Here is a 25,599-nt window from a genome sequence, read left to right as displayed (position 1 = left end):
GTCAGGCCCTGCGGACGAACCCGATGCGGTCGTACACGGTGTCGAGCGTCGCCTGGGCGACGGCGTCGGCGCGCTCGGCGTTGCCGGCGAGCACGCGGTCGAGCTCGGCCGGGTCGTCGAGCAGCTCGAGCGTCCGGGCGCGGATCGGGGTGAAGGTCTCGACGACGACCTCGGCCACGTCCTTCTTCAGGTCGCCGTAGCCGCGCCCCTCGTACTGCTGCTCGAGCGCGCCGACGCTCGTGCCGGAGAACGCGGACAGGATCGTCAGGAGGTTGGACACGCCGGCCTTGGCCCCGCGGTCGAAACGGATCTCGCGCTCCGTGTCGGTGACGGCCGACTTGATCTTCTTCGCCGTGCGGGACGGCTCGTCCAGCATCCAGACGATGCCGGAGTCGGTCGCGGCCGACTTGCTCATCTTCGACTCGGGCGTCTGCAGGTCGTAGATGCGCGCGGTCTCCTTGAGGATGGCCGCCTCGGGCACGACGAAGGTCTGGCCGTACCGGGAGTTGAAGCGCCCCGCCAGGTCGCGGGTGAGCTCGACGTGCTGGCGCTGGTCGTCGCCGACCGGCACGGACTCGGCCTGGTAGAGCAGGATGTCGGCCGCCATGAGCGTCGGGTAGGCGAAGAGGCCGAGGGTGGCCGCGTCGGCGCCCTGCTTGGCCGACTTGTCCTTGAACTGGGTCATCCGGCTGGCCTCGCCGAAGCCCGTCAGCGTGTTCAGCACCCAGGCCAGCTGCGCGTGCGCGGGTACGTGCGACTGGATGAAGAGCGTCGACTTCTCGGGGTCGATGCCCGCGGCGATGTACTGGGCGGCGGTGCGGCGGGTCTGCTCGCGGAGCGTCGCAGGATCTTGCGGGACGGTGATGGCGTGCATGTCGACCACGCAGAACAGGGCGTCGTGGCTGGACTGCAGCTCACGCCACTGCAGCAGCGCGCCGACGTAGTTGCCGACGTGCAGGGAGTCGGAGGTCGGCTGCATGCCGGAGAAGAGGCGGGGCCGGGCGGCGGCCGGGGCGGTGGTGCTGGTCATGGCGTCCTAGGGGGAGAGAGCCGGGGAGGGAGCCCGGCGTCGGCGGTGCGGGGTCAGATGTCGTAGTCGACGACGACGGGCGCGTGGTCGGACCAGCGCTTGTCGTAGGAGGCGGCCCGGTCGACGACGAGGCCGGAGGCGCGCTCCGCGAGGGCGGGCGTCGCCACGTGGTAGTCGATGCGCCAGCCGGTGTCGTTGTCGAAGGCCTGGCCGCGCCACGACCACCACGAGTATGGCCCCTCGACCTCGCCGGCCAGGCGGCGGCCGACGTCGACCCAGCCGAGGCCCGTGCCGCCCTCGCCGTCAGCGGTCTCGACGGGCTCGCCCTCGGGCCCGAAGAACCGGTCGAAGTAGGCACGCTCACGGGGCAGGAAGCCGGCGCGCTTCACGTTGCCCTTCCAGTTCTTGATGTCGAGCTCGCGGTGGCCGACGTTGAGGTCGCCGGTGACCACGGCGAGCTCGGAGTGCGCGGCGAGCTGGGGCAGCCGCTCGGCCATCGCGTCGAGGAACTTCCACTTTTCGACCTGCTTCTCGGTGCCGACCTCGCCCGAGTGGACGTAGGTGCTCACGACCGTGACGATCGTGCCGTCGACGTCGTAGTCGGCCTCGATCCAGCGACCGGCGCTGTCGAAGTCGTCGGCGCCGAGCTCGACGCGGTGGATCTGGGCGGCGCCCCGGGAGGCGATGGCCACGCCGGCGCGCCCCTTGGCGGTGGCGGGGTGGTGCAGCACGTTCCACTCGGGGCCGAGCAGGCCCTCGAGGTCCTCCGTCGTGGCCCGCACCTCCTGCAGGGTGAGGACGTCGACGTCACGGTCGGCGAGCCACTCGCCCATGCCCTTGCGGTACGCGGCACGGATGCCGTTGACGTTGACCGAGGCGAGACGCAGACGAGAACCCATGCCAGAGAGACTAGCGGCGGCCGCCGACGCCCGAGCCGCCCCCGGCCTCGCCGTCGTCGCCCCCGGGGTCGCGGCCGGCCGGGCCGCGGCCCGGGCTCCGGAGGCCCCGCGGCAGCCGCGAGGCGAGGGCGCGGAGCCGCTCGCCCGCGCGCGCCCTGCGCGAGCCGAGCTGCGCCTCCTCGGCCAGCCGCGCCTCCTCGAGCAGCCGCAGCCGCTCGGCCTCGGCGTGCGGGTCCGCGAGCACGCCGATGTCGTCCATGCCGACCGCGATCCAGCCCGCCGCGAGCAGCAGCACCTGGCAGAGCAGGTTGATGACGAGCAGCAGCCCGACGATCGCGGCGAACGACGCGAGCAGCGGGTTCGAGCCGGCGGCGCGCAACAGCGTGCCGCCGACGAAGGTGATGAGCACGAACCCGGCGCCGCCGATCGCCGAGCCCGCGAGGAGGCGGCGGGCCGGGATGTGCAGACCGGCCAGCACCCGGAACAGCACGGCGAGCACGGCCGTGTCGAAGACGAAGACGAGCACCAGGCCGACGAGCCGGAGCAGCGCCGCCGACGCGTCGGAGTCGGGGGAGAGCCCGACGAGGCGCAGCCCCCAGGTCACGGCGGTGGTGCTCAGCAGCGAGATCGACGCCGACACCAGCACCGTCGCGCCGAAGACCAGCGCGAGCACGAGGTCCCGGGCGATCAGCCGGAGGAGCGGCGTCGCGGGCTGCGGCGCCCGGAACACGGTGCGCACGGAGTCGCGCATGCTGCCGAAGAGCCGGATCGACGAGAAGAGCAGCCCGACGAGGGCCACGGTGCCCGTCCAGCCGAAGACGGACGCGTTCATGAGGGCGCCCGGCTCGACGACGCCGGCGCCCGTGTCGTCCTTGATGACGCCGGGGACGGCCGACTGGATGAAGGCGATCAGCTCGTCGCGCACGACGTCGTTGCCGGCCACGACGAAGCCCGCCACGCTGAAGCCCACCCAGAGTGCCGAGAAGAGGGCGAAGAGCGCCTGGTACGTGAGGCCGGCGGCCAGCAGGGGGCCCTTCTGCACGACGTGCCGGCCGAGGACGCGCACGGCCCGCGACGAGGCGACGCGCGACCCCGCTGCGGCGGCCCCGCCGACGGCCCGGCGGGAGACGGCCTGCCGGTCGGTGCGGGCCACGGGGACGGTGTCGTCCTGCTCGGTGTCGTCGGGGCGGCGGCGCATGCACCCAGGGTACGGGCGCGTGCACGAGGCGCCCGCCACCGCTCGCGTACGATGTCGCTGACCCCGCGGCGCCGCCGATCAGCGTGCCCGCCGCAGACACCGCGAGCACGAAGAGGTACACAGTGGCACTACAGGGCGTTGGCGTCGGACGTGGAGTGGCCGTCGGCCCCGTCCTGAGGATGCCCGAGCCGCTTCCCGAGCCCGGCACCGAGGGGCGCACCGCGGACGCCGCCGCCGAGTCGGCCGCCGTGGCGACGGCGCTCGCCGCCGTCGCCTCCGACCTGACCGCACGGGGCGAGAAGGCCGGAGGCGAGGCCAAGGACGTCCTGGACGCCCAGGCCCTCATGGCCCAGGACCCGACCCTCGTCGAGGACGTCGACCAGCGCATCGCCGACGGCTCCACGGGCGAGCGCGCGGTCTTCGAGGCCTTCGCCGCCTTCCAGGAGATGCTCGTCGGCATGGGCGGCTACATGGCCGAGCGCGCGACCGACCTCGGCGACGTCGCCCAGCGCGTCATCGCCTCCCTGCGGGGCGTCGCCGCCCCCGGCGTGCCCGAGAGCGACACCCCCTTCGTGCTGGTCGCCCCCGACCTGGCGCCGGCCGACACCGCCCTGCTCGACCTCGAGAAGGTCCTCGCCCTGATCACGCGCGACGGCGGCCCGACCTCGCACACCGCGATCCTCGCCCGCTCGAAGTCGATCCCCGCGATCGTCGGCGTCACCGGCGCGCTCGACCTCTCCGACGGCACCGTCGTCGTCGCCGACGCCGCGACCGGCGTCGTCACCGTCGACCCGTCCGCCGACGAGGTCGCCGACGCCGAGCAGCGCATCGCCGACCGCGCCGCCGCGGCCGCCGCGCCCCTCACCGACGGCGCCCTCGCCGACGGGCACGCGGTGCCGCTGCTCGCGAACCTCGGCTCGCCCGACGAGGCCGCGGGCGCCGTCGAGCTCGGCGCCGAGGGCGTCGGCCTGTTCCGCACCGAGTTCCTGTTCCTCGGCAACAGCACCGCCCCGACCGTCGAGAGCCAGACCGCGAGCTACACGGCGCTGCTCGAGGCGTTCCCCGGCCGCAAGGTCGTCGTGCGCGCTCTCGACGCCGGGGCGGACAAGCCCCTCAGCTTCCTCAACGACGCCCACGAGGAGAACCCGGCCCTCGGGCTCCGCGGGCTCCGCGCGCTCCGCGTCAAGGAGCAGATCCTCCGCGATCAGCTCAGCGCGCTCGCCGCCGCCCAGGCCGCGACGACGGCCGACCTCTGGGTCATGGCGCCCATGGTCAGCGACGCCGAGGAGACCGAGTACTTCGTGGCCCTCGGCCGCGAGCTCGGCCTCAAGACCGTCGGCGTGATGGCCGAGGTGCCGTCGCTCGCCGTGCTGGCCGACCAGATCTTCTCCTCGGCCGACTTCGTCAGCGTCGGCACCAACGACCTGACGCAGTACACGCTCGCCGCCGACCGCATGCTCGGATCCGTCGCCAGCTACCAGGACCCGTGGCACCCTGCCGTGCTGCGTCTCGTCAAGGCCCTGGGCGACGCGGGAGCGGCTGCGGGCAAGCCCGTCGGCATCTGCGGCGAGGCCGCGGCCGACCCGCTGCTCGCCGTCGTGCTCGTCGGCCTCGGCGCGACCACGTTGTCGATGACGCCCGCGGCCCTCGCCGACGTCCGCCTCGAGCTGGGCAACCACACGCTCGAGCAGGCGCGCGCCCTGGCGACCGCGGCGATCGCGGCGACCACCGCCTCCGGCGCCCGCCAGGCGGCCGAGGCCGTCACCGCCGGCTGACCCCCGGCCTGCCCTCACGACGCGAGCCCGCCGCCTCCTCTCGGAGCGGCGGGCTCGCGTCGTGTCCGGGGCAGGAGCGCTCGGGTCAGGCGACGACGGCCTGCAGGTGCTCGGCGACGATCGCGTCGACGACGCTCGCGACGGCCGCCTCGACGGCCGGGACGACCTCGGGGGAGGCGACGCGCGCCTCCTCGAGTCCCCGCTCAGGGTCGACGGACTCGACCGCGTCCACCGCGGGGAGCACGCCGGCGGCGACGGCCTCGGCGTGCAGCCGGAGGAGCGTCGCGACCCGGTGCGGCGCGATGACGTCGAGCACGACGGCGTCCCGCACGCGCAGCGCGAGCTGGCCGAGCGAGAGCTCGGGCGCGTCGGACTCGTCGGTCGGCGTGGCCTCCGGCGAGGACGCCACGGGGGAGGCCGCGGTCTGCTGTGCGACGCTCGCGAGCACCCCGGGCCAGCCCCAGCGGCCGTCGAGCGAGAAGAGCGAGGCGGGGAGGGCCGCGGCGGGCGGGGTGGACGACGGCGCCGTCGTCGACCCTTCCGCAGCGGAGCTCGCAGTCGCGGCGTCGCCCGGCAGCCACTCGGGCCGGTATTTGTCCGCGCGAGGGAAGCGGGCGAGGTCGGCGGCGTAGTCCGCGTCGGTCGGGACGACCTCGTCGCCGATGGCCTCGAACGGCGACGCGGCGTCGTCGAACACGCGGCGTTCTCCGTTGAAGCGCGCGGTGAACGAGCCGTCGGACGACAGGGTCAGCACCAGTGAGAACCAGGTGCCTCGCTCCGGATCGGCCATGGCCTCGCGGAGCCGCGTGCCCAGCGCCTCGACGTCAGGCGTGGGGAGGTCCTGCTTCGTGCTGCCGGCCGCGTCGAGGGCGTCGAGCCAGGTCCGGCTGACCTCGCCGACCTGGAGGAGGAACAGCGTCGCCTCCGCCCAGTCGACGTCGACCAGCGACTCGGCGACTCGGGCCGCGATCTGGTTCTGCAGGTCCTGCTGTCGGGCGACGTCCATGTCGGAGCCTCTCGGTCGTGATCGGGGATCGGGAGCGGTGTTGACGTCGCGGGCGTCGCGGACGGCACTCACAGACTATTCGCACGGCCCGCCTCCCGCCCTCTTCCGGGGAGCGAGGTCGCGGACCGGTCACCGTCCAGGGGGCGGGAGCAGACTTGTCGTCGTGGGCACCCCTATCCGACACCCGTTGATCGACGCCGTGAGCGCGCGCGTCGTCCGGGTCGACAGCTGGTCCCGCGTCGTGCGGCTGAGCGCGCCGCTCGCCGACCTCCTGGCCCGCCGCCGGGGTCGTCGCCGGATCGTGCTCGTGACGGGGGAGTCCTCCCGACTGACCGTGGGCACCCGGGCCGCTCTCGTGCACGCCGGCGCCGCCTGGGCCGTGCGTGACGAGCACGGCGACCTCCGCGACGGGCTGACGGGCTCCCCGTACGCCGACCTCGACTCCGCGGGCTGGCCGCCGAGCCCCCCGGAAGACCTGAGCCGGCAGGAGGTCGCCCCCGAGCCGATCGTCGTCCAGGAGGCGGTCGACACCATCGCGCAGCTCTCCGTCGACCTCACGGTGCTGCACCGCCCCGACCACGACACGACCCTGGGCGGGGCCGTCGAGGTGCTCTCCCGCGCCGTGGCCGGTGCGACGCCCGACAGATGGGGCGAGACCGAGCCGCTGCGGCGGCCCTGGGACCGTTGGGTGCTCACGCAGAGCGCACGTCATGCCGCACCCGAGCTGGTCCGCGTGGTCGTCGAGGGCCCCGGCCTGTCCGGCACCCTCACGGCCCGCGTGACCGAGAACGGCATCGAGGAGACGACCGCCCTCACGATCACGGTGCCCGCCGTCACTCCCGCAGGCGGGGGCGAGACCGACCCCGTCGACGCGGCGGTCGGCCGCCTCACGGAGGCGCTCTCCGAGATCGCCCGCACCTCCGTCCCGACGTTCGCCCTCGTGGTGGCTCGGGAGGGCGAGCCCGACCGCAGCGTCCGGGCGGTCACGTACCCGCCGCCCAACCCCGTCGTGCTGCTGATCGGCGCGCCGTCGGTCCAGCGGCTGGGCCTGACGGTCTCGACGATCCCCGTGCCCAGGCCGGTCACGGTCGTGGGTCGCCCGCGCCTCCCGGCCTACGTCGTGCCCCTCGGCGACGCGGCCACCTCCGGCTGGGACGCCCTGCACGACACCCTCGACGCCGTCGGGCCGGAACGCCTGGCCGAGATGGTCTCTCCTCCGCTGCTCGAGGCCTGGGAGGACGATCTCGACGAGCACGACCTCCTGCACGAGCACTGGCGTGCCGACACCGACGCGTCCGCGTCCGACACCGACGAGGAGGCGCCCCCCGGTGCCCCGTGACATCACGATCCTGAGTCCGCACGTCGTCGACGCCCTCGACCTCGCGACCGCCGCCAGGGCGGTCGACGACTCCCTGGGCGTCCGCGAGATCGACGGCGGAGCGGCCCTCCAGGTCTTCGGGGGAGGGGGCGACGCCGTGCTCACCGTGTTCAGCTCGGACGAGGTCACGGTCGCGGGCGAGATCGAGCGGCTCCTGCCGGACCCGCCGGCCGTCCGCCTCCCCGTGCACTGGGTCGACGCCGTCGCGCCCCACGGCCCCGAGGGCGAGCGGGGAGTCTCGGTCGCCCTCCGGCTCGCGCTCGGCCTCGAGGCGACCTGCATCGTCGAGGACGACTGACGACTTACGACTGACGACTGACGACTGACGACTGACGGGACGGCGAAGGGCCCGGCTCCACCGAGGTGGTGCCGGGCCCTCCTGCGTCTCGCCGGGTCAGCTCGCCGGGTCAGCTCACGGGGGCGACGCTGCCGCGCAGCACTGCGTTCTTGACCTCCGCGATGGCCTTGGTCACCTGGATGCCGCGGGGGCAGGCCTCGGTGCAGTTGAAGGTCGTGCGGCAGCGCCACACGCCCTCCTTGTCGTTGAGGATGTCCAGGCGGACCTGGGCGCCCTCGTCACGCGAGTCGAAGATGAAGCGGTGGGCGTTGACGATGGCGGCCGGGCCGAAGTACTGGCCGTCTGTCCAGAACACGGGGCAGCTGGACGTGCACGCGGCGCACAGGATGCACTTGGTCGTGTCGTCGAAGCGCTCGCGCTGCGTGGCGCTCTGGATGCGCTCCTTCTCGGGCTTCGAGGAGGCCATCAGGAACGGCTGGATCTCTCGGTACGACTGGAAGAACGGCTCCATGTCGACGACGAGGTCCTTCTCGAGGGGCAGCCCCTTGATGGCCTCGACGTAGATCGGCTGCGAGAGGTCGAGGTCCTTGATCAGGGTCTTGCAGGCGAGCCGGTTGCGGCCGTTGATGCGCATCGCGTCCGAGCCGCAGACACCGTGGGCGCACGAGCGGCGGAACGTCAGCGAGCCGTCCTGCTCCCACTTGATCTGGTGCAGGGCGTCGAGCACGCGGTCGGTGGGCAGCACCTGCACGTCGAAGTCCTGCCAGCGCGGCTCGTCGTCGACCTCGGGGTCGAACCGGCGGATGATCAGCGTCGCCGTGAAGGTGGGGACGGCGTCGGAGGCGGTGGGGGCGTTCTCGAGGACTGCGGAGCTCATGCTCAGTACTTCCGTTCCATCGGCTGGTAGTTCGTGATCACGACGGGCTTCGTGTCGAGTCGGATGTGGTCGCCGGCGAGCGACGAGTGCGGGTCGCCCGTCAGGTAGGCCATCGTGTGGACCAGCCAGTTCTCGTCGTCGCGCGTCGGGTAGTCCTCGCGGAAGTGGCCGCCGCGGCTCTCTTGGCGCGAGCGCGCCGAGTACACGACGACCTCGGCCAGGTCGAGCAGGAACCCGAGCTCGATGGCCTCGAGCAGGTCCGTGTTGAAGCGCTTGCCCTTGTCCTGGACCGAGATGTTCTTGAACCGGTCGCGCAGGTCGGCGATCACGTGGGTCACCTCGTCGAGGGTCTCCTCGGTGCGGAACACCTGGGCGTTGCGGTCCATGCTGTCCTGCAGCTCCTTGCGGAGCGTCGCGATGCGCTCCGTGCCGGTGGCGTTGCGGACGTCGGCGACGAGCCCGCGCACGAAGCCGGCGGGGTCCTCGGGCAGCGGCACGAACTCGGCGGTCCTGGCGAACTCGACGGCGTTGTTGCCGGCGCGCTTGCCGAAGACGTTGATGTCGAGCAGCGAGTTGGTGCCGAGCCGGTTCGAGCCGTGCACGCTGACGCACGCGCACTCGCCGGCGGCGTAGAGCCCGGGCACCACCGTGGTGTTGTCGCTCAGCACCTCGGCGTGGACGTTCGTGGGGATGCCGCCCATGGCGTAGTGGGCGGTCGGCAGCACCGGCACCGGCTCCGTGTACGGCTCGACGCCGAGGTAGGTGCGGGCGAACTCGGTGATGTCGGGCAGCTTGGCGTCGATGACGGCAGGGTCGAGGTGCGTGATGTCGAGATAGACGTATTCCTTGTGGGGTCCGCCGCCGCGCCCCTCGCGGATCTCGGTCGCCATGCAGCGGGCCACGATGTCGCGGGGCGCCAGGTCCTTGATGGTGGGGGCGTAGCGCTCCATGAAGCGTTCGCCCTCGCTGTTCCGCAGGATGGCTCCCTCGCCGCGCGCGGCCTCGGAGAGGAGGATGCCGAGCCCCGCGAGGCCGGTCGGGTGGAACTGGAAGAACTCCATGTCCTCGAGGGGCAGGCCCTTGCGCCAGATGATGCCGACCCCGTCGCCCGTGAGGGTGTGCGCGTTCGACGTCGTCTTGTAGATCTTGCCGAAGCCGCCCGTGGCGAAGACCACGGACTTGCCCTGGAACACGTGCAGCTCGCCGGTCGCGAGCTCGAGCGCCACGACGCCGGCCGGACGGGCCACGCCGTCGACCTCGCCCATGATCAGGTCGAGCACGTAGAACTCGTTGTAGAAGTCGATGCCGAGCTTGACGCAGTTCTGGTACAGCGTCTGGAGGATCATGTGCCCGGTGCGGTCGGCGGCGTAGCAGGCCCGACGGACCGGGGCCTTGCCGTGCTCGGCCGTGTGGCCGCCGAAGCGGCGCTGGTCGATCTTGCCCTCGGGGGTGCGGTTGAAGGGCAGCCCCATGTTCTCGAGGTCCAGGACGGCGTCGATCGCCTCCTTCGCCAGGATCTCGGCGGCGTCCTGGTCGACGAGGTAGTCGCCGCCCTTGACCGTGTCGAAGGTGTGCCACTCCCAGTTGTCGTCCTCGACGTTGGCCAGGGCGGCGGCCATGCCGCCCTGGGCCGCGCCGGTGTGCGACCGGGTCGGGTAGAGCTTCGAGATGACGGCCGTGCGCGCGTTCGGCCCGGCCTCGATCGCGGCACGCATCCCCGCGCCCCCGGCGCCGACGATCACGACGTCGTGCTGGTGGTAGTGGATGCCGTCGACGACGGAGTCCTGGTCGGACGAGGCGGGAGCGGAGGGAGTGGTCACAGTTCTTTCCGGGGGACGGTGGTGCCGGCGGCGGGACAGGTCGAGGAGGCGGTGGTCGTCACGCCGAGGAGGTCAGGCCGAGCAGATGGACGGGAGCATGTCGGCCGGCGCGTTGGCCGGGCACGGGTCGAACGTCCAGACCACGAGGGTGCCGAGGAGGAGCAGGACGGCCGCCGAGACGACGAGCGTCCCCAGCAGCACACGGCGGACGGCGGGGCGGCCGACGTAGTCGTTGACGATGGTGCGCATGCCGTTCGAGCCGTGGATCAGGGCGAGCCACAGGAGCAACGTGTCGTAGACCTGCCAGAAGGGGTTGGCCCACTTGCCCGCGACGAAGCCCCAGTCGATCGCCTTGACCCCGCCCTCGCCCGCGAGCAGGTTGACGAAGAGGTGGCCGAAGATCAGCACGACCAGCACGGCGCCGCTGACGCGCATGTAGATCCAGCCCCACTTCTCCCAGTTGGTGCTGCGGCGGGCGGTGCGCGCGCTGCGCGGGGCCTCGACGGTCTCAGTGGTCATCGCGTTACTCCGAGAAGACGTTCATCAGGTGGCGGGGGGCGAAGCCGGCGAACAGCACCACGGCGACGCCGATCACGATCCAGAAGAGGAGTCGCTGGTGCTTGGTGGCCGGGGCCCAGAAGTCGATGAGGATGATGCGCAGGCCGTTGAGGGCGTGGAAGAGGATGGCGGCCACGAGGCCGGTCTCGCCGAGGCCCATGATCGGGTTCTTGTACGTGCCGATGACCGCGTCGTACGCCTCAGGGCTGATCCGCACGAGGGCCGTGTCGAGGATGTGCACGAGGAGGAAGAAGTAGATGCTCACGCCGGTGATGCGGTGCAGCACCCACGACCACATGCCCTCACGGCCTCGGTACAGCGTGCCGGCGAAACGGCCGCCCTTGCGAGGCTCGGGCACGCGCGACGACGAGCCGCCCGACCTGCCTGCCGGTGACGCCAGTGTTCCCGTCGACTGCTCAGCCATGAGCGGCCCTCCTCGCGGACGAGGCGGTCGGCTGCGATCCGGGGGAGGACAGCCGCGTCCGCCGTGTGCGTTCATAGAACTGTCCCAGCATACGAGCGGGGCACGTGGTCCCGCCGCTTAGGCGGGCCTAAGAACGATCGATCTACTTCGATGTCGAGAGAAGGTCGACCCCCGCGGCCCCGTGGGCGACCGCGGCACGCCGGACGCCGTCACGTGCGGCCTCGTAGTGGTCCAGCAGGTCGTCGCCCACGCTCTCCCACGTGCGGCCCACGACGGCTCGTCGGCCGGCCTCGCCGAAGCGGGCCCTGAGCGCCCCGTCCGCCACGAGGCTGCCGACCGACCGCCTGAGCGAGTGGTCGTGGCGGGGATCGAACAGGTACCCGTCGACGCCGTGGCGCACGAGGTCGAGGGGGCCGCCGGCCGCGGGCGCGACCACCGGGACGCCCGCGGCGTGCGCCTCCTGCACCGTCTGTCCGAACGTCTCCGTCGTGCCCGTGTGGACGAAGACGTCGAGGGCGGCGTAGGCGTCGGCGAGCTCGTCCCCGTGCAGCGGGCCGGTGAAGAGCGGGTCGAGGTGCCGCAGCCGACGGCGGAGGGAGGGCAGCGAGGGCCCGCCCCCGACGACGACGAGACGGACGCCGTCCTGGCGGCGCAGGGCCGCGAGGCGCTCGACCTGCTTCTCGGCCGCGAGCCTGCCCACGTAGCCGACGAGCACGTCGTCCGGGCCCGCGCCGGCCCGGGAACGGAGCAGCGACGCGCCCGCGCGCCCACGGCGGTTCGGGTGGTACCGACGGGCGTCGACGCCGCGGCCCCACGTCGCCAGGCGCTGCACCCCGGCCCGCTCGAGATCCCGCAGGGAGGCGGTCGACGGCACGAGCGTGACGGTCGCCTGGTCGTGGATGCGGCGCACCAGCCGCCACGCCACGGCCTCGGTGACCGTACCGAGCCCGCTCGCCGCCGCGTAGCGGGCGACGTCCGTCTGGAAGACCGCGACGCTCGGCAGGCCGAGCCTGGCCGCTGCCGAGATCGCCTGGGCGCCGAGCAGGAACGGCGAGGCGACGTGCACGACGTCCGGGGCGAACGCCGCGATCGCCCCGGCGACCTGGGGGCCGGGCAGCCCGACGGGGAACTGGCGGTACGCGACCGACGGGACGCGGTGGACGCGGGCGCCCGCGTAGGAATCGTGCCCGCGGCCCGCCGGGGCGATGACGAGAGCCTCGTGGCCACGCCGCTCCAGGTGGTCGAGCACCCGCAGCACGCTGGTGGTCACGCCGTTCACGGTGGGCAGGAAACTCTCGGTCACGATGGCGACCCGCATGGGCACTCCTCGACTCGGCGTGCCACCAGGCTGCCGCGCGGTCGTGGCCGGTCGGAGCCGGTGCCGTGACGGGCGGGTGTCGGGGTGGTGAACGAGTGCCCCGTGGCTCGCAGCGCGGCATCGCTAAGGTGGCCGACATGACCCCCCAGGACGCCGCCGACCGCTTCTACAGCATCATCCCCGCCGGGGGCATCGGCTCCCGCCTGTGGCCACTCAGCCGTGCGGACGCGCCGAAGTTCCTGCACGACCTCACCGGCAGCGGGTCGACCCTGCTCCGCGGCACCTGGGACCGCCTCGCGCCCCTCGCGGGCGAGCAGCGGATCATGGTCGTCACCGGTCGTGCCCACCGAGCCGCCGTCGAGGCGCAGCTCCCCGCCCTCGCGGACCACAACGTCGTCCTCGAGAGCGAGCCGAAGGACTCGACGGCCGCCATCGGCCTCGCCGCGGCCATCCTGCGTCGGCGCGAGCCGGACGTGATCATCGGCTCGTTCGCGGCCGACCACGTGATCGCCGACGTCCGGGGCTTCGGACGCGCCGTGCGCGAGGCCATCGCCCTCGCCGACGCGGGCTGGATCGCGACGATCGGCATCACCCCGACCGAGCCCGCGATCGGCTTCGGCTACATCCACGTGGGGGAGGGCCTCGACGTCGAGGGCGCCCCGAGCGCCCGCAGGGTCGAGTCGTTCGTCGAGAAGCCCGATCTCCCCACCGCCGAGGGCTACGTCGCCGGGGGCGACCACCTCTGGAACGGGGGCATGTTCATCTCGCGTGCCGACCGCCTCCTCGAGCAGCTCGGCGAGACGCGGCCCGAGCTGCTGGCGGGCCTCGAGGAGCTCGCCGAGGCGTGGGACACGTCGAGGCGCGGCGCCGTCGTCGACGCCGTCTGGCCGGGCCTCGAGAAGATCGCGATCGACTACACGGTGGCCGAGCCCGCCGCGGCCGCCGGGCGCCTCGCCGTCGTGCCCGGCGACTTCGACTGGGACGACGTCGGCGACTTCGCGTCGATCGCCAAGCTGCACTCGGGCGGTCGCAAGAGCGACCTCGCCATCCTCGGCGAGAACGCCCGCGTGCTGTCCGACGCCTCGAGCGGCATCGTCGTGGGTCACAGCGGCCGGCTCATCTCGCTGATCGGCGTGAACGACATCATCGTGGTCGACACCCCGGACGCGCTGCTCGTCACGACGACGGCCAACGCGCAGCGGGTGAAGAGCGTCGTCGACGCCCTCAAGCTCAGCGGCCGCAGCGACGTCCTCTGAGCCGCGGCGGTGTTTCGGCGCCGTTACGTCCCGGTCGCGCTTGTGTAACGCCTCCGCATCACTCCGTCCGGACGGTCGGGACCGGCCGTCGCAGTAGGTAACCTGTCGCCATACGTGCCCGGCTTCTGGTGCCGGGCTGCATCTTGGAGGACAACTTGACTACAACTGCGCGTAGGGCCGTCTTCAGCGGCCTCGCACTGGCCAGCAGCGTCGCCATCCTGGCCGGCTGTGCCTCGGCCCCCGAGGGCGACGGCGACGCGGCCGGCGGCTCGGGCAGCAGCGACTTCGTGCCCTGCATGGTCTCCGACGCGGGCGGGTTCGACGACAAGTCGTTCAACCAGCTCGGCTACGAGGGCCTCACCGAGGCGGCTGAGGCCGAGGGCGCCGAGGCCAACACGGTCGAGTCGGCCGACGAGACGGTCTACGACGCGAACTTGTCGAACCTCGCCGACCAGGGCTGCAACCTGATCGTGACGGTGGGCTTCGCGCTCGCCGACGCGACCAAGACCGCCGCCGAGACGAACCCGAACATCGACTACGCCACCATCGACGACGCGTCCATCACGGCCGACAACGTCAAGCCCATCACCTTCAACACGTCCGAGGCGGCGTTCCTCGCGGGCTACGCGGCGGCGAGCTACTCGAAGACGGGCACCGTCGGCACCTTCGGCGGCATGCAGTTCCCGACCGTCACCATCTTCATGGACGGCTTCGTCGACGGCGTCGAGTACTACAACGAGCAGAAGAGCGGCGACGTCGAGGTCGTCGGCTGGGACGTCGCGTCGCAGACCGGCACCTTCACGGGCGGCTTCGAGGCCGGGACTACGGCCAAGCAGAGCGCGCAGACGCTGATCGACCAGGGAGCCGACGTGATCCTGCCGGTCGGCGGCCCGATCTACCAGAGCGCCGCCGAGGCGATCCGCGACTCCGGCTCGGAGATCGTCCTCGTCGGCGCCGACTCCGACACCTACGAGACGGACAGCGCCAACAGCGACCTGTTCCTCACCTCGGTGCTCAAGGGCATCAAGCAGGCGACGGACGACGTCACCACGCAGGCCTCCTCGGGCGACTTCTCGAACGAGCCCTACGTCGGCACGCTCGAGAACGACGGCGTCGGCATCGCTCCGTTCCACGACTACGAGGACAAGGTCGACGCCGGCCTCTCGGACGAGCTGGACACCATCAAGGCGGGCATCATCGACGGCTCCATCACCGTCGAGTCGCCCTCCTCGCTGACGAACTGACACCAGTCCGCAGCACGTCAGGCATCGATTAGCATGGCCTGATCGAGGGCCCGGGCAGGACGGTCTCCACCGTTCGTCCCGGGCCCTTCCCACGCCTACACCGAGGTAGATTGACGAGATGAAGCTCGAGCTCAAGGGCATCACCAAGCGATTCGGCGCACTGACCGCCAACGACCACATCAGCCTCACCGTCGAGCCAGGAGAGATCCACGCTCTCCTGGGCGAGAACGGTGCCGGCAAGTCGACCCTGATGAACGTCCTCTACGGCCTGTACCAGGCCGACGAGGGCGAGATCCTGCTGGACGACGTCGTCCAACAGTTCGCAGGCCCCGGCGACGCCATGGCTGCCGGCATCGGCATGGTGCACCAGCACTTCATGCTCGTGCCCGTCTTCACCGTCGCCGAGAACGTCATGCTCGGCCACGAGGAGACGAAGGGCGGCGGTCGCCTCGACCTGGCCGCCGCGCGCGCCAAGGTGCGGGACATCTCCCGTCGCTTCGGCTTCGACATCGATCCTGACGCCGTCGTCGAGGAGCTCCCGGTCGGCGTCCAGCAGCGCGTCGAGATCGTCAAGGCGCTGTCGCGCGACGCGAAGGTGCTCGTCTTCGACGAGCCCACCGCCGTGCTGACCCCGCAGGAGACGGACGAGCTGATGGGCATCATGCGCCAGCTCCGCGACGCGGGCACCGGCATCGTGTTCATCACCCACAAGCTGCGCGAGGTGCGCGAGGTCGCGTCGCGGATCACGGTCATCCGCCTCGGCAAGGTCGTCGGCGAGGCCGAGCCCACCGCCAGCAACGCCGAGCTCGCCTCCCTCATGGTCGGCCGTGCCGTCGAGCTCACGGTCCAGAAGGGCCCCGCCGATCCCGGCGAGGCCGCCCTCGTCGTCGAGTCGCTCCGGGTGGTCGACCCGATCGGCCAGGTCGTCGTCGACGACGTCTCGTTCGAGGTGCGTCGCGGCGAGGTCCTCGCGATCGCGGGCGTCCAGGGCAACGGCCAGACCGAGCTGACGGAGGCGATCCTCGGGCTGCAGCCCCGGGTCCAGGGCCGCGTCTCCCTCGACGGCCGCGACATCACCGGCCACAGCGTCCGTCGCGTGCTCGACGCGGGCGTCGGCTTCGTCCCGGAGGACCGCAACGAGGACGGCCTCGTCGGCGAGTTCACGGTCGCCGAGAACCTCATGCTCGACCGGTCGCAGTCCGGCCCCTTCGTGCGGCGCGGGTCGCTGCGGCTCGCCGAGCTCGCCGCGTTCGCCGTCGAGAAGGTCCGCGAGTTCGACATCCGCACCCAGGGCATCTCCACGCCGGCTGGCCGCCTCTCCGGCGGCAACCAGCAGAAGGTCGTCCTCGCCCGCGAGCTGAGCCGTGACCTGCGGCTCTTCGTCGCGGCTCAGCCGACGCGCGGCATCGACGTGGGGTCGATCGAGTTCGTCCACAAGCGCATCGTCGCGACGCGCGACTCGGGAGTGCCCGTCATCGTCGTCTCCACCGAGCTCGACGAGGTCGTCGCGTTGGCCGACCGCATCGCGGTCATGTACCGCGGCACGATCATCGGCATCGTCCCGGCCGACACCCCGCGCGACGTGCTCGGGCTCATGATGGCCGGCGAGGCCCCCCAGGCGAAGGAGACCGCGGCGTGAGCGACGCGACCACCACGACCACCCCGGCGCCCCAGGGCGCACCGACGGGCGGCGGCCAGGAGGCAGGCGACTCGCGCGGCTCGCGCCTGCTGCGCGAGATCACCACCGGCAACGCGGCGATCTCCGTGCTCGCCGTCGTGCTGGCCCTCGTCGTCTCGGGCCTCCTGATCGGCTTCACCGATCCCGACGTCCAGTCGACGACCGGCTACTTCTTCTCCCGCCCCTCCGATTTCTTCCAGGCCTTCTGGGCGTCGGTCGGCGGCTCCTACTCGTCCCTGTTCCAGGGAGCCGTCTACAACTTCCGGGTCGACGGCTTCGCGGCGGGCATCAGGCCCCTGACCGAGACGCTCAACTACTCGGTGCCGCTGATCGCCGCCGGTCTCGGCGTGGCGCTCGCGTTCCGCGTGGGCCTCTTCAACATCGGCGCGCGCGGCCAGATGCTCATCGCGGCCGGCGCGGCGGGCTGGGTCGGCTTCTCGTTCGACCTGCCCCTCGCCGTGCACCTGCCGCTGGCCCTGCTCGCGGGGATCGCGGGCGGTGCGGTCTGGGGCGGCATCGTCGGTCTCCTCAAGGCCCGCACCGGCGCCCACGAGGTGATCCTCACGATCATGCTCAACTACGTCGCCTTCTACCTGATCGCGTACGCCCTGCGCACCCCCGGTCTGCTGCAGGCGCCGGGCAGCCCGAACCCCAAGTCGCCGGCCACGCTCCCGAGCGCGATCCTCCCCGACCTGTTCGGCGCGCGGTACAACCTCAACTGGGGCTTCCTGCTGGTCATCGTGATCACGGCCGTCGTCTGGTGGCTCATCAACCGGTCGACACTGGGCTTCCGCTTCCGAGCGGTCGGCGAGAACCCCCACGCCGCGCGCACCGCCGGCATGAACGTCAAGAACATCTACCTCTACGCGATGCTCATCTCTGGTGCCCTCGCCGGCGTGGCCGGGTCGACCCAGGTGCTCGGCACGCTCACCACCGGCTTCACGTCGGGCATCGACGCGGGCATCGGCTTCGACGCCATCACCGTCGCGCTCCTCGGCCGGTCACGCCCCTGGGGCGTCTTCGGCGCGGGCATCCTCTTCGGCGCCCTCAAGGCCGGCGGCTACTCCATGCAGGCGGCGAACGGCGTCCCCATCGACATCGTCCTCGTCGTCCAGTCCCTGATCGTGCTGTTCGTGGCGGCCCCGCCGCTCGTCCGCAGCATCTTCCGTCTGCCCGCGCCGGGAGCCCCTCGGGCTCCCCGCGGCTCGAAGAAGGAGGCGGTGGTCACCAAGTGAGCACCCTCACCCCCGACACGGCGGTCCCCGCCGCGCCGACCCCCGGCCTCAGCCGCACCGCCACGCGCAGCTACAAGGCGCCGATCGCCTTCGCGGTCTTCACCGTCGTCGCAGTCGTCCTGTTCGTCGTGAACCCGCGGGAGGGGTCGAGCACGTTCCGCCTCGCCACCTCGACCGACTTCTTCGCGCTGCCCGACGCCGTGCTGCCCTCGGCGGCCACGGGCGTCGCGCTCACGGTCGTGCTCGCGGTCGTGACCGCGCTGGCGTTCCTGCTCGCACGGCGTGCGCAGCGCGTGCCGATCTGGCTCGTCGCCGTCTTCGGCGTGCTCTTCCTCGTCGCCTTCCTGACCTGGACGAGCGCCGACGCCACGATCCCCGTCCCCGGCCTCCTCCTCGGGGCCCTCGCGCTCAGCACGCCGCTGATCTTCGGCGCCCTCGGCGGCGTCATCAGCGAGCGGGTCGGCGTGGTCAACGTCGCCATCGAGGGCCAGCTGCTCGCCGGCGCCTTCGTCTCGGCCGTCGTCGGGTCGGCGACCGGGTCCGCCTACGTGGGCCTCGCCTCCGCCATGGTGGCCGGTGTGCTCGTGTCGATGGTCCTGGCCGTCTTCAGCATCCGCTACATCGTCGACCAGGTGATCGTGGGCGTCGTGCTCAACGTGCTCGTCACGGGCCTGACGAGCTTCCTGTACTCGCAGGTCCTCACGAAGTCGGACGCCCTCAACCAGGGCGTCCGGTTCCCGCAGCTGCCGATCCCGGGGCTCAGCCAGATCCCGATCGTCGGGCCGGTGTTCTTCCGGCAGACGATCATCGTGTACCTGATGTACATCGCCATCGCCGTGGTGTTCTACGGGCTGTTCCGCACCCGCTGGGGCCTCCGCCTCCGAGCCGTCGGCGAGCACCCGCAGGCTGCGGACACCGTGGGCATCAAGGTCAACGCGACCCGCTTCTGGAACGTCTCGCTCGCGGGCGCCATCGCCGGTCTCGGCGGGGCCTACTTCACGCTCGGCTCGCTCGGCAACTTCCAGAAGGAGATGACGGCGGGCGCCGGCTTCATCGCCCTCGCGGCGGTCATCTTCGGCCGGTGGGACCCGATCAGGGCGACGCTCGCCGCGCTGCTGTTCGGCTTCGCCTCGAACCTGCAGAACGTGCTCGGCGCCATCGGGTCACCCGTCCCGAGCGAGTTCATGCTCATGCTGCCGTACGTCGTCACGATCTTCGCCGTCGCCGGCCTCGTCGGCCAGTCCCGGGGCCCGGCCGCGTCCGGCAAGCCCTACGTGAAGTCGTGAGCGTCGCCGAGACGACCGACTGGGAGGCGCTCCGTCAGGCCGCCCGGGAGGCGATGGCCAAGGCGTACGTGCCGTACTCGGGGTTCCCGGTGGGGGCCGCCGCGCTCACCGCCGACGGCCGTCTCGTCACCGGCTGCAACATCGAGAACGCCTCGTACGGCATCACCCTCTGCGCCGAGTGCTCGCTCGTCACCGACCTCGTCATGGGAGGCGGCGGCCAACTCGTCGCGTTCGCCTGCGTCGACGGCCACGGCGGCGTGCTCATGCCCTGCGGCCGGTGCCGCCAGCTGCTCTACGAGCACTCCCACGAGACGATGGTGCTCGACACCGTCTCCGGCCTCAAGACCATCGACGAGGTGATCCCGGACGCGTTCGGGCCCCGTCAACTCGAGCAGTACCGCGACTCGCAGTCGTAGCTAGGAGCACCACCATGACCACCAGCGACACCTCGTCCACCGCATCCTCGGCGGCCGTCGAGCCCTTCGACACCGTCGACCTCATCCGCGTGAAGCGCCGCGGCGACGCCCTCGAGACCCCTCACATCGACTGGCTGATCGACGCGTACACGCGCGGGTACGTCGCCGACGAGCAGATGGCCGCGCTCACGATGGCGATCTTCCTCAACGGCATGGAACGCCGCGAGATCCGCGACATGACGCTGGCGATGATCCGCAGCGGCGAGACCATGGACTTCACGGGCCTCGGCAAGACGACGGTCGACAAGCACTCGACCGGGGGAGTGGGCGACAAGATCACCCTCCCCCTCGCGCCCCTGGTCGCCTCCTTCGGGGTCGCCGTCCCCCAGCTCTCGGGCCGTGGCCTCGGGCACACGGGCGGCACGCTCGACAAGCTCGAGTCGATCCCCGGCTGGCAGGCGTCGATCTCGAACGAGCGCATGCGCGAGATCATGGCCGACTCGGGCGCGGTCGTCTGCGCCGCCGGCTCGGGCCTCGCCCCCGCCGACGGCAAGCTCTACGCGCTCCGCGACATCACCGGGACGGTCGAGGCGATCCCGCTGATCGCGTCGTCGATCATGAGCAAGAAGATCGCGGAGGGCACGGCCGCGCTCGTGCTCGACGTGAAGTTCGGCTCGGGCGCCTTCATCCAGGACATCGAGCAGTCGCGCCTGCTGGCGCAGACCATGGTCGACCTCGGCAAGGACGCGGGCGTCGCGACGACCGCCCTGCTCACCGACATGAACGTCCCCCTCGGCCTCACGATCGGCAACGCGCTCGAGGTGCGCGAGTCGGTGGAGACCCTCGCCGGAGGCGGTCCGTCCGACATCCGGGAGCTCACGGTCGCGCTCGCCCGCGAGATGCTCACGCTGGCGGGTCAGCCCGACGCCGACGTCGAGGCCGCCCTCGACGACGGCCGGGCGATGGACGCCTGGAAGACCATGATCCGGGCCCAGGGCGGCGACCCCGACGCGGCTCTGCCCACCGCCCGCGAGACGCACGTGGTCACCGCGGCGCGCAGCGGCTTCGTCACCGACCAGCAGGCGCTGCCCTTCGGCATCGGTGCCTGGCGCCTCGGTGCCGGCCGGGCGCGCAAGCAGGACCCGGTGCAGGCCGCTGCCGGCATCGAGCTGCACGCCAAGCTCGGCGACGCCGTCGCCGAGGGGCAGCCGCTCTTCACCCTGCACGCCGACGAGCCCGCCCGCTTCGAGCGTGCGCTCGAGGCCGTCGAGGGCGCTTGGACCATCGGCGACGAGCGCGTCGAGCGCGGCCCCCTGGTCGCCGGACGCGTCTCCTGACCGACGGGCGGCGACCCCCAGCGGCGTGACGGTCGGCGGCGGTAGCCTTGTCCCATGAGCGCACCGGACAAGGACTACCGCCTGCCTGACGGCGGACCCCGCATCGCCCCCCTGCCGAAGGTGTCGTTGCACGACCACCTCGACGGCGGGCTGCGGCCCCAGACCATCGTCGAGCTGGCCGACGAGATCGGCTACGAGCTGCCCGTCACGGGCGGGGCCGACGAGCTGGGGCGCTGGTTCGTCGGCAGCGCCGACTCGGGCAACCTGCCCGACTACCTGAAGACCTTCGACGTCACGACCGCGGTCATGCAGACCGAGGCCGGCCTCGAGCGGGTCGCCCGCGAGTTCGTGCTCGACCTGGCTGCCGACGGCGTCGTCCACGGCGAGGTCCGCTGGGCTCCCGAGCAGCACCTGCAGGGCGGGCTGAGCCTCGACCAGACCGTCGAGGCGGTCCAGCGCGGCATCGAGCAGGCGATCGACCAGCTCGACGGCGAGGGCCACGTCATCTCCGTCGGCCAGCTGGTCACCGCGATGCGGCACGCCGACCGCGGCCTCGAGATCGCGCAGCTCGCGATCAAGCACCGCGAGGCAGGCGTGATCGGGTTCGACATCGCCGGGGCCGAGGCGGGCTTCCCCGCGTCGAACCAGCGGCCGGCCTTCGACCTGTTGGCCCGCGAGTTCATGCCCGTCACCGTGCACGCCGGCGAGGCCGACGGCCTCGAGAGCATCCGCAGCGCGCTCCTCGACGGCCGGGCCCTCCGACTGGGGCACGGCGTCCGCCTCGCCGAGGACATCCGGGTCGTCGCGTCCGCGGGCGACCAGACGACCGTCGAGCTCGGCCCGATCGCCGCCTGGGTCCGCGACCGTGAGATCGCGCTCGAGCTCTCGCCGCAGTCGAACCTCCAGACCGGCGCCATCGCCGCCTGGGGCCGCGACCTCGACGACCACCCCTTCGACCTGCTCTACCAGCTCGGCTACTGCGTCACGGTCAACACCGACAACCGTCTGATGAGCGACACGAGCCTGACGAAGGAGCTGGCGCTGCTCGCCCAGGCGTTCGACTACGGCCTGTCCGACCTCGAGACGTTCCAGCTCAACGCCGCGGCGTCGAGCTTCCTGCCCCTCGAGGACCGCGAGGCGCTGGCCGACCGCATCACGGCGGGCTTCGGGGAGGTCTGACCGTGGCGCTCCCGTCCCTGCCGGACTCGGCCGTCGTCATCGCCGCCGACGCCCCCGACTGGCGTGCCGCCGTCCTTCGGGCGGGCGACGCGCTCGTCGCCTCGGGCTCGACGCGCGACGGCTACGGCGACGAGATGGTCCGCATGATCGAGGAGCACGGCCCGTATGTCGTCATCGCGCCCGGCCTCGTGCTGGCCCACGCCCGCCCCGACGAGAGCGTCCTGCAGGACGGCCTGGCGGTGGTGACCCTCGCCGAGCCGGTGCCCTTCGGCCACCCGCACAACGACCCCGTGAGCGTCGTCCTCGGCCTCGCGGTGGAGTCCGTGGGCGGCCACCTCGAGTCCATCGCCGACCTGGCGAACGTCTTCAACGACTCCACGGTGATCCCGGCGCTGGCGGCCGCCACGAGCGCCGACGAGGTCCGTCGGCTGATGGGGATGACCGCATGAAGATCGTGACCATCTGCGGGGCTGGCATCGGCAGCAGCGGCATCCTCAAGGTCAACGCCGAGCGCGTCCTGGCACGGCTCGACATCGAGGCCGACGTGGTCGCGGCCGACGTCGCCTCCATCGGCACCGTCGCGGACGACGCGCAGGTGATCCTCACGTCGCAGGAGTTCGTCGAGGCGATCGGGGCGACCTTCGCGGACGTCATCGTCATCCAGAACCACTTCGACCAGGCCGAGCTCACCGAGAAGCTGCAGCGCTCGCTCGGCTGATCGGGTGCGCCCACCTGGGCACGGGACGAGAAGGGGCCAGGACGCACGACGTGCGACCTGGCCCTTCCTGCGGTCGACAGGCCTGCCGACCGGCGACCTCGGCTAGCTCAGCAGCTCGCGCATCCCCGCGTCGAGGTCGGCGACGGCCTCCTCGGCCGCGACGCGGCGGCCGCGGGCGTCGCCCTCGGTGCTCGACGCATCGATGTAGACCTTGAGCTTGGGCTCGGTGCCGCTGGGGCGCACGATGACCCGTGACCCGTCGGTGAACCAGTAGCGCAGCACGTCGCCGGCGGGGAACCCGCCGAAGCCGTCGCGGAAGTCGTCGACGCGATCGACGCGGTGCGAGCCCACGGTCGCGGGAGGCGCCTCCCGCAGGCGGCTCGTCAGCCGGCCGATCTCGGCGAGGTCGTCGACCCGCAGCGAGATCTGCGACGACGCGTACGCCCCGAAGCGCTCGTCGAAGGCGACCAGGTGCTCGGCGACGGTCGAGTCGGCGGCGGTGAGCTCGGTCGCCAGCGCGAGGAAGTCGACGGCCGCGGAGATGCCGTCCTTGTCGCGGACCTTCTCGGGGTCGACGAGGTAGCCGAGGGCCTCCTCGTAGCCGTACAGCAGCCCGCCTACGCGGGAGACCCACTTGAAGCCGGTGAGGGTGTCGACGTAGTCCAGGTCGTAGCGGCGAGCGACCTCCCGAAGGGCCGGCGACGAGACGATGCTCGCGGCGAGGGTGCCGTCGACGTCGTCCCGCCGGGCGCGCTCGGCGGCCCGCCAGCCGAGCAGCGCGCCGACCTCGTTGCCCGAGAGGCGGCGCCAGCCGTCGGCCGTCGGCACGGCGACGGCGAGCCGGTCGGCGTCGGGGTCGTTGGCGATCACCAGGTCGGCCGAGACGCGGTCGGCGGTGGCGAAGGCGAGGTCGAGCGCGCCCGGCTCCTCGGGGTTGGGGAACGCCACGGTCGGGAAGTCGGGGTCCGGCGCGGACTGCTCGGCGACGGGGATCGGCTCGACGAAGCCCGCCTGGGCGAAGACCCGACGGGCGACCTCCCACCCGACGCCGTGCATCGCCGTGTAGACGACGCGGGGCTGCGTGCCGGAGGCGGCGGTGCCGGCGAGCGCGGCCGTGCGGCGGACGTACTCGCCGACGAGGTCGTCGCCGGCCTCGGACCAGTCGTCCGACCGGGGCAGCTCGCTCACGGGGCGGGTGGCCGCGTCGTCGATGTGGGCCGCGATCTCGGCGTCGACCGGCGCGACGATCTGCGACCCCGCGTCGACCCCGCCGAGGTAGACCTTGTAGCCGTTGTCCCGTGCGGGGTTGTGGCTCGCGGTCACCATGACCCCGGCGCTGACGTCGAGGTGGCGAACGGCGAAGGCCAGCACGGGCGTGGGCAGGGCGCGGGGGAGGATCGTCGTGCGGACGCCGGCCGCGGCCATGATCTCGGCCGTGTCCCGGGCGAAGACGGCACTGTTCTTGCGCCCGTCGTAGCCGATCACGATCGAGGGAGCGCTCTCGCGACCGGTGAGGAACGCCGCGAACCCGGCCGCGGCCTGGGCGACGAGCACGCGGTTCATCCGTGCTGAGCCGGCTCCGAGGGCACCACGGAGCCCGGCGGTGCCGAAGGCGAGACGCGAGTCGAAGCGGTCGTGCAGGTCGGCCAGGGCGGCGGCGTCGCCGGACTCGACCGCCGCGAGGACGGCGTCGAGCTCGTCGCGCGTCTCGGCGTCGGGGTCCTGGTCACGCCACGAGCGGGCGGCGGCGACCAGCGCCGCCTGGTCGCCCCGTGCCGCGTGGTCGGTCACAGGGCCGCCACGATGCGAGCCAGCAGCTGGCTGATGGCGGCCTCGGCGTCCTTGCCTGCCTGCAGCACCTCCTGGTGGCTCAGCGGCGTCTTCTGGATGCCGGCGGCGAGGTTCGTGATGAGCGACATGCCGAGCACCTCCATGCCGGCCTCGCGGGCGGCGATGGCCTCGAGAGCGGTCGACATGCCCACGATGTGGCCGCCCATGGCCTTCGCCATCTGGACCTCGGCGGGCGTCTCGTAGTGCGGCCCGCGGAACTGCGTGTAGACGCCCTCGTCGAGGGTCGGGTCGATGCCCTTGGCGAGCTCGCGCAGACGCGCCGAGTAGAGGTCGGTGAGGTCGATGAACGTGGCGCCCTCGAGGGGGCTGTCGGCCGTGAGGTTGATGTGGTCGCTGATCAGGACGGGGCTGCCGGGCGTCCACGTCTCCTTGATGCCGCCGGCGCCGTTCGTGAGGATCATCGTGCGGGCGCCCGTGGCGGCGGCGGTGCGGACGCTGTGCACGACGCGGCGGACGCCGTGGCCCTCGTAGTAGTGCGTGCGGGCACCGATGACGAGGGCGTTCTTCCCGCTCGGCAGCGCGATGCTGCGGATCGAGCCCGTGTGGCCGACGACCGCCGACGCGCTGAAGCCCGTGATCTCGGTCGCCGGGATCTCGGCGGTGGTCTCGCCGATCAGGTCGGCGGCCTTCGCCCAGCCGCTGCCCAGGGTGAGGGCGACGTCGTGGTGGGCTACGCCGGTCGCCTCGGCGATCTGGGCGGCGGCGGTGCGGGCGACCTCGAAGGGGTCGGCGGCACCGTCGAGGGGGTGCGTGGGTGTCTCGGACATGCCGTCCACTCTAGGTCCCGTGCCCCGGTTCGCTCGGCTCCGACGTGCACG

24 protein-coding genes are annotated in these 25,599 nt (G+C 72.2%); 13 read left to right on the top strand and 11 right to left on the bottom strand.

The genetic code is table 11. The features are described 5' to 3' along the window. Position 1: 1 nt before the first annotated feature. The 3 genes from trpS to EDF18_RS04555 are packed head-to-tail and all read right to left on the bottom strand — an operon-like array spanning position 2 to position 3,127. Positions 2 to 1,030, bottom strand: a complete 1,029-nt coding sequence (gene trpS, locus EDF18_RS04565; protein WP_123546578.1) for a tryptophan--tRNA ligase — start codon at positions 1,028 to 1,030, stop codon at positions 2 to 4. A 53-nt stretch (positions 1,031 to 1,083) separates the two neighbouring features. Beyond that, positions 1,084 to 1,929, bottom strand: coding sequence for an exodeoxyribonuclease III (locus EDF18_RS04560; protein WP_123546577.1), 846 nt, complete (start codon positions 1,927 to 1,929; stop codon positions 1,084 to 1,086). Between the two features lie 10 nt (positions 1,930 to 1,939). Then, positions 1,940 to 3,127, bottom strand: coding sequence for a YihY/virulence factor BrkB family protein (locus EDF18_RS04555; RefSeq protein WP_123546576.1), 1,188 nt, complete (start codon positions 3,125 to 3,127; stop codon positions 1,940 to 1,942). Between the two features lie 122 nt (positions 3,128 to 3,249). Between EDF18_RS04555 and ptsP the strand changes: the two genes are divergently transcribed. After that, positions 3,250 to 4,902 (top strand): phosphoenolpyruvate--protein phosphotransferase, encoded by a 1,653-nt coding sequence (gene ptsP, locus EDF18_RS04550; protein WP_123546575.1) that lies wholly within the window; start codon positions 3,250 to 3,252, stop codon positions 4,900 to 4,902. Positions 4,903 to 4,987: 85 nt separating this feature from the next. Here ptsP and EDF18_RS04545 read toward each other — a convergent pair whose 3' ends face one another. After that, positions 4,988 to 5,908, bottom strand: a complete 921-nt coding sequence (locus tag EDF18_RS04545; RefSeq protein ID WP_123546574.1) for a hypothetical protein — start codon at positions 5,906 to 5,908, stop codon at positions 4,988 to 4,990. Between the two features lie 163 nt (positions 5,909 to 6,071). Here EDF18_RS04545 and EDF18_RS04540 point away from each other — a divergent pair, with 163 nt between their 5' ends. Together EDF18_RS04540 and EDF18_RS04535 are read left to right on the top strand one after the other, a co-directional pair. Continuing rightward, positions 6,072 to 7,247, top strand: coding sequence for a DUF6177 family protein (locus EDF18_RS04540; protein ID WP_148050035.1), 1,176 nt, complete (start codon positions 6,072 to 6,074; stop codon positions 7,245 to 7,247). Further along, a complete protein-coding gene (locus tag EDF18_RS04535) occupies positions 7,237 to 7,584 on the top strand; it encodes a hypothetical protein (RefSeq protein WP_123546572.1) in 348 nt (115 codons plus the stop codon). The genes EDF18_RS04540 and EDF18_RS04535 overlap by 11 nt, the downstream gene beginning before the upstream one ends. A gap of 109 nt (positions 7,585 to 7,693) precedes the next feature. On the opposite strand, the gene EDF18_RS04530 is transcribed toward EDF18_RS04535, so the two are convergent. The 5 genes from EDF18_RS04530 to EDF18_RS04510 all read right to left on the bottom strand — a co-directional run bounded on the left by EDF18_RS04530 (position 7,694) and on the right by EDF18_RS04510 (position 12,581). Next, complete coding sequence (locus EDF18_RS04530; protein ID WP_123546571.1) at positions 7,694 to 8,461, bottom strand: succinate dehydrogenase iron-sulfur subunit; 768 nt, start codon at positions 8,459 to 8,461, stop codon at positions 7,694 to 7,696. A 2-nt stretch (positions 8,462 to 8,463) separates the two neighbouring features. Next, positions 8,464 to 10,281: a succinate dehydrogenase flavoprotein subunit gene (gene sdhA, locus EDF18_RS04525; protein WP_123546570.1), complete on the bottom strand. Its 1,818-nt coding sequence runs from the start codon at positions 10,279 to 10,281 to the stop codon at positions 8,464 to 8,466. 72 nt (positions 10,282 to 10,353) lie between these two features. Then, the gene (gene sdhD / locus EDF18_RS04520; protein WP_123546569.1) at positions 10,354 to 10,800 is read right to left on the bottom strand and encodes a succinate dehydrogenase, hydrophobic membrane anchor protein; all 447 of its coding nucleotides are present in this window, start codon (positions 10,798 to 10,800) and stop codon (positions 10,354 to 10,356) included. Positions 10,801 to 10,804: 4 nt separating this feature from the next. Beyond that, a complete protein-coding gene (gene sdhC / locus EDF18_RS04515) occupies positions 10,805 to 11,263 on the bottom strand; it encodes a succinate dehydrogenase, cytochrome b556 subunit (protein WP_123546568.1) in 459 nt (152 codons plus the stop codon). A gap of 142 nt (positions 11,264 to 11,405) precedes the next feature. Continuing rightward, on the bottom strand, positions 11,406 to 12,581 hold the full coding sequence (locus EDF18_RS04510; RefSeq protein ID WP_123546567.1) for a glycosyltransferase family 1 protein: 1,176 nt from the start codon (positions 12,579 to 12,581) through the stop codon (positions 11,406 to 11,408). Between the two features lie 137 nt (positions 12,582 to 12,718). Between EDF18_RS04510 and EDF18_RS04505 the strand changes: the two genes are divergently transcribed. From EDF18_RS04505 to EDF18_RS04460, 10 genes are all read left to right on the top strand, one after another. Beyond that, positions 12,719 to 13,837: a mannose-1-phosphate guanylyltransferase gene (locus EDF18_RS04505; protein WP_123547289.1), complete on the top strand. Its 1,119-nt coding sequence runs from the start codon at positions 12,719 to 12,721 to the stop codon at positions 13,835 to 13,837. A gap of 155 nt (positions 13,838 to 13,992) precedes the next feature. Beyond that, entirely contained in the window at positions 13,993 to 15,081 is a 1,089-nt protein-coding gene (locus tag EDF18_RS04500) for a BMP family protein (protein ID WP_123546566.1), read from the top strand. A 118-nt stretch (positions 15,082 to 15,199) separates the two neighbouring features. Continuing rightward, a complete protein-coding gene (locus EDF18_RS04495) occupies positions 15,200 to 16,720 on the top strand; it encodes an ABC transporter ATP-binding protein (protein WP_123546565.1) in 1,521 nt (506 codons plus the stop codon). Beyond that, the gene (locus EDF18_RS04490) at positions 16,717 to 17,994 is read left to right on the top strand and encodes an ABC transporter permease (RefSeq protein WP_123546564.1); all 1,278 of its coding nucleotides are present in this window, start codon (positions 16,717 to 16,719) and stop codon (positions 17,992 to 17,994) included. Before EDF18_RS04495 ends, EDF18_RS04490 begins: the two co-directional genes overlap by 4 nt. Continuing rightward, on the top strand, positions 17,991 to 19,280 hold the full coding sequence (locus tag EDF18_RS04485) for an ABC transporter permease (protein ID WP_123546563.1): 1,290 nt from the start codon (positions 17,991 to 17,993) through the stop codon (positions 19,278 to 19,280). Before EDF18_RS04490 ends, EDF18_RS04485 begins: the two co-directional genes overlap by 4 nt. Next, positions 19,277 to 19,696 (top strand): cytidine deaminase, encoded by a 420-nt coding sequence (locus EDF18_RS04480; RefSeq protein WP_123546562.1) that lies wholly within the window; start codon positions 19,277 to 19,279, stop codon positions 19,694 to 19,696. The genes EDF18_RS04485 and EDF18_RS04480 overlap by 4 nt, the downstream gene beginning before the upstream one ends. Before the next feature lie 14 nt (positions 19,697 to 19,710). Continuing rightward, positions 19,711 to 21,033: a thymidine phosphorylase gene (locus EDF18_RS04475; RefSeq protein WP_123546561.1), complete on the top strand. Its 1,323-nt coding sequence runs from the start codon at positions 19,711 to 19,713 to the stop codon at positions 21,031 to 21,033. 54 nt (positions 21,034 to 21,087) lie between these two features. Further along, positions 21,088 to 22,212, top strand: coding sequence for an adenosine deaminase (locus EDF18_RS04470; protein WP_123546560.1), 1,125 nt, complete (start codon positions 21,088 to 21,090; stop codon positions 22,210 to 22,212). A gap of 2 nt (positions 22,213 to 22,214) precedes the next feature. After that, entirely contained in the window at positions 22,215 to 22,661 is a 447-nt protein-coding gene (locus EDF18_RS04465) for a PTS sugar transporter subunit IIA (RefSeq protein ID WP_123546559.1), read from the top strand. Next, complete coding sequence (locus EDF18_RS04460; protein WP_123546558.1) at positions 22,658 to 22,930, top strand: PTS sugar transporter subunit IIB; 273 nt, start codon at positions 22,658 to 22,660, stop codon at positions 22,928 to 22,930. The genes EDF18_RS04465 and EDF18_RS04460 overlap by 4 nt, the downstream gene beginning before the upstream one ends. Positions 22,931 to 23,032: 102 nt before the next feature. Here the strand turns inward: EDF18_RS04460 and EDF18_RS04455 are convergent, their stop codons facing one another. Next, entirely contained in the window at positions 23,033 to 24,721 is a 1,689-nt protein-coding gene (locus EDF18_RS04455; protein ID WP_123546557.1) for a phospho-sugar mutase, read from the bottom strand. After that, positions 24,718 to 25,548: a purine-nucleoside phosphorylase gene (locus tag EDF18_RS04450; protein ID WP_123546556.1), complete on the bottom strand. Its 831-nt coding sequence runs from the start codon at positions 25,546 to 25,548 to the stop codon at positions 24,718 to 24,720. The genes EDF18_RS04455 and EDF18_RS04450 overlap by 4 nt, the downstream gene beginning before the upstream one ends. Positions 25,549 to 25,599: the final 51 nt, after the last annotated feature.

The sequence above is a fragment of the Frigoribacterium sp. PhB107 genome (genome assembly GCF_003751515.1).
In the GTDB taxonomy this organism is placed as follows: Bacteria; Actinomycetota; Actinomycetes; order Actinomycetales; family Microbacteriaceae; genus Frigoribacterium.
This window is presented reverse-complemented; position numbering and strand designations above follow the sequence as displayed.

Bases quoted from the DNA above. Each gene is read 5' to 3' on its own strand.
- EDF18_RS04530 (WP_123546571.1), bottom strand. From the start codon at position 8,461: ATGAGCTCCGCAGTCCTCGAGAACGCCCCCACCGCCTCCGACGCCGTC.
- EDF18_RS04460 (WP_123546558.1), top strand. From the start codon at position 22,658: ATGAAGATCGTGACCATCTGCGGGGCTGGCATCGGCAGCAGCGGCATC.
- sdhC (WP_123546568.1), bottom strand. From the start codon at position 11,263: ATGGCTGAGCAGTCGACGGGAACACTGGCGTCACCGGCAGGCAGGTCG.
- EDF18_RS04555 (WP_123546576.1), bottom strand. From the start codon at position 3,127: ATGCGCCGCCGCCCCGACGACACCGAGCAGGACGACACCGTCCCCGTG.
- EDF18_RS04475 (WP_123546561.1), top strand. From the start codon at position 19,711: ATGACCACCAGCGACACCTCGTCCACCGCATCCTCGGCGGCCGTCGAG.
- trpS (WP_123546578.1), bottom strand. From the start codon at position 1,030: ATGACCAGCACCACCGCCCCGGCCGCCGCCCGGCCCCGCCTCTTCTCC.
- EDF18_RS04495 (WP_123546565.1), top strand. From the start codon at position 15,200: ATGAAGCTCGAGCTCAAGGGCATCACCAAGCGATTCGGCGCACTGACC.
- EDF18_RS04510 (WP_123546567.1), bottom strand. From the start codon at position 12,581: ATGCGGGTCGCCATCGTGACCGAGAGTTTCCTGCCCACCGTGAACGGC.
- EDF18_RS04560 (WP_123546577.1), bottom strand. From the start codon at position 1,929: ATGGGTTCTCGTCTGCGTCTCGCCTCGGTCAACGTCAACGGCATCCGT.
- EDF18_RS04545 (WP_123546574.1), bottom strand. From the start codon at position 5,908: ATGGACGTCGCCCGACAGCAGGACCTGCAGAACCAGATCGCGGCCCGA.
- EDF18_RS04470 (WP_123546560.1), top strand. From the start codon at position 21,088: ATGAGCGCACCGGACAAGGACTACCGCCTGCCTGACGGCGGACCCCGC.
- sdhD (WP_123546569.1), bottom strand. From the start codon at position 10,800: ATGACCACTGAGACCGTCGAGGCCCCGCGCAGCGCGCGCACCGCCCGC.
- EDF18_RS04450 (WP_123546556.1), bottom strand. From the start codon at position 25,548: ATGTCCGAGACACCCACGCACCCCCTCGACGGTGCCGCCGACCCCTTC.
- EDF18_RS04505 (WP_123547289.1), top strand. From the start codon at position 12,719: ATGACCCCCCAGGACGCCGCCGACCGCTTCTACAGCATCATCCCCGCC.